We start from the raw sequence: 2,579 nt of genomic DNA, 5'->3' as shown, positions 1-2,579 counted from the left end.
AAGCTGCTGTTTGTGTTGGCGATCCTCATGCCGACGCTGCTTCGTGCAGAAGTTGCACACCGTTTGCGGTCAGTGCACACGCCTGAGGTCGACTTGGGCTACGAGACCTTCGGCGCGCCCGGCGCGGAGATTCCCATCATCGCCGTCAATGGCGGCCCAGGGCTTTCCCACGCCTACATGATGCAGAACGATTTATGGCAGTGCGTCGCCGCGCACCGCTTAGTCGTGCTCTACGATCAGCGCGGCACCGGCGCCTCCAAACATATGCAACCCGATGCGCCGCAGACCATGGAGGCGCAGATTGCCGACCTCGACGCCATCCGCAAGGCTTTGGCGCTGGACCGCGCCGCGGTCCTGGGAGATTCCTACGGTGGAATGATCGCGATGGCCTATGCCGCCGCACACCCGGAACACGTCGCCCGGTTGATCTTGTCGGATTCCCCCGCACCCTCGTGGAAGGGCATGGTTCACCTCCTTCCCCAAGTCTTTCCCGACCAGGAGGAACGGGGCGAGAAGGAAGCCAAGCGCTTGAGCGGCGATCCCGATGCTGCCGCCCGCGCGGGTTTGGTCAATCACATGCGAATGATGTTTTACTCCCCGGAAATGCGTGACGCCTATCTTGCGCACATGGGAGATCTGGGCTTTGAACCGTCGGTCGGCAGCGCCGTCTCGAAAGCCACGGAAAATCTCGATCTCACCGAGGCGCTGAAGGGTTTTCGGTTTCCCACCTTGGTTATCACCGGCCGCTACGACATGAACGTGGCACCGCTCACCGCGTGGCGCATGGCGCACGCCATACCGGGAGCGCAACTCGTATTTTTCGAGAAAAGCGGCCATTTGCCCGCATACGAAGAGCCCGAAAAGTACTGCACGACCTTGGAAGATTTTCTGAAGCGTCGATGAGCGGGATCAAATCCTGACGGGCCTGAAACGCTGCATCGAATGCTGCGGGCCGGCAGATGACGCGAAAGCCGGCGTGGCTCATGCCGCGTACTGCACTATGGACAAGAGATTGCCGTCCGGATCTTTGAACCATGCGACCTTTGCGCCGTCGGGCATGGTCAGAATGCCCGCGAGGTCGTGCGGAAAGCCGGCAAATGTTTCAAGACTCACGCCGCGTTCACCCAGGCGCTCAATCGTTGTTCCGATATCCGGCACGGCGAAGCCCAACACCGTATGCGCCGACGGCTGCGTGGAAGGCACCGGGGATACGCGCAGGTCGCTGCCGCCCACATCGTAGACGAGTGCGCCATGTGATTTACCTTTGAGCGGCAAGCCGAGCACACCGCCGTAGAATTTCTCGGCCTCGGCAATACGCGAGGTCCAAACGATGGTCTGCAGTCTGGAAGATGCGAGCATGTCGGCTCCTGGCGGGGTGGCATTAAAACAAAGCCGCGATCTGACAATGCCAGCGCGGCTCGCGGAAATAGGAAAGCCGCGACGGGCGCGGCTTTCAGCGATTAACTTACGCGGCGGCGTGGGGCAGCGTCAAATGGCGTCACGATATCGCGCGGCAAGTCTTCCGTTTCGGAGCCGGGAGGTTGAATATGCCGACTTCAGTCAGGCGACGCGGCGAACGAGGTGTGGCCATGCAAAAGCGCAAACTTGGAAAGAGCAATCTCGAGGTCTCGGCACTAGGTCTCGGCTGCATGGGCATGAGTCATGGTTATGGGCCGCCGGGCGACAAGGCGCAAATGATTGCGTTGATCCGCGCCGCGGTCGAGCGTGGCATCACCTTGTTTGACACCGCCGAGATTTACGGCCCCTACAGCAACGAGGAGTTGGTCGGCGAGGCGTTGGCACCGTTCCACGGCCGAGTGGCGATCGCCACGAAGTTCGGCTTCAAAATCGACGCAGGCAAACAGGGCGGCCTCGACAGCCGGCCAGAGCACATCCGCGAAGTCGCGGAAGCCTCGCTGAAGCGCCTCAAGGTCGAATCGATCGATCTTTTCTACCAGCACCGGGTAGACCCGTCGGTGGCGATCGAAGAAGTCGCGGGCGCTGTGAAGAAACTGATCGCCGAGGGGAAGGTCAAGCACTTCGGATTGTCCGAAGCGGGAGCTCAGACCATCCGCCGCGCCCACGCGGTCCAACCGGTGACGGCGCTGCAGAGCGAGTATTCGCTGTGGTGGCGAGAACCCGAAACGACCGTCTTTCCGACGCTCGAAGAGTTGGGCATTGGCTTCGTTCCCTTCAGCCCGCTCGGCAGAGGCTTTCTGACCGGAAAGATCGACGAAAGCACCGCCTTCGATCCCAAGGATTTTCGCAATAACGTACCGCGCTTTGCTCCCGAAGCCCGCAAGGCCAACAAGGGCCTGGTCGATGTGCTCAGTGCAATCGCTGCGCGCAAGCGCGCGACCCCGGCGCAGCTGGCGTTGTCGTGGATTTTGGCCCAGAAGCCGTGGATCGTTCCCATTCCAGGAACCACCAAGCTGCATCGCCTCGAGGAAAATATCGGGGCTGCTTCTTTGGAGCTGACAGCGAGTGACCTGCGCGAGATCGGCGACGCCGTCTCCAAGATTGGGGTGACGGGGGCGAGGTACACCGAGCAGCTGCAACGCTTGGTCGGGCGCTAGCGG

Annotated in this window: 3 protein-coding genes; 2 read left to right on the top strand and 1 reads right to left on the bottom strand. The window is 61.3% G+C overall.

Features of this window, described 5'->3' with window-relative positions; genetic code table 11:
• Positions 1–903, top strand: a 903-nt coding sequence (locus WB528_RS28240; RefSeq protein ID WP_423892724.1) for an alpha/beta hydrolase, incomplete at its 5' end; no start/stop codon positions are given.
• Positions 904–981: 78 nt separating this feature from the next.
• On the opposite strand, the gene WB528_RS28235 is transcribed toward WB528_RS28240, so the two are convergent.
• Positions 982–1,359, bottom strand: coding sequence for a VOC family protein (locus WB528_RS28235; RefSeq protein WP_423892722.1), 378 nt, complete (start codon positions 1,357–1,359; stop codon positions 982–984).
• Between the two features lie 230 nt (positions 1,360–1,589).
• On the opposite strand from WB528_RS28235, the gene WB528_RS28230 reads away from it, so the two are divergent.
• Positions 1,590–2,576: an aldo/keto reductase gene (locus tag WB528_RS28230; RefSeq protein WP_423892719.1), complete on the top strand. Its 987-nt coding sequence runs from the start codon at positions 1,590–1,592 to the stop codon at positions 2,574–2,576.
• The last annotated feature ends 3 nt before the right edge of the window (positions 2,577–2,579 follow it).

Source organism: Bradyrhizobium sp. (assembly GCF_049586575.1).
In the GTDB taxonomy this organism is placed as follows: Bacteria; Pseudomonadota; Alphaproteobacteria; order Rhizobiales; family Xanthobacteraceae; genus Bradyrhizobium.
The sequence above is the reverse complement of the archived record's forward strand: the minus strand, read 5'-3'. Positions and strand labels throughout refer to the sequence as shown.

Bases quoted from the DNA above. Each gene is read 5' to 3' on its own strand.
- WB528_RS28235 (WP_423892722.1), bottom strand. From the start codon at position 1,359: ATGCTCGCATCTTCCAGACTGCAGACCATCGTTTGGACCTCGCGTATT.
- WB528_RS28230 (WP_423892719.1), top strand. From the start codon at position 1,590: ATGCAAAAGCGCAAACTTGGAAAGAGCAATCTCGAGGTCTCGGCACTA.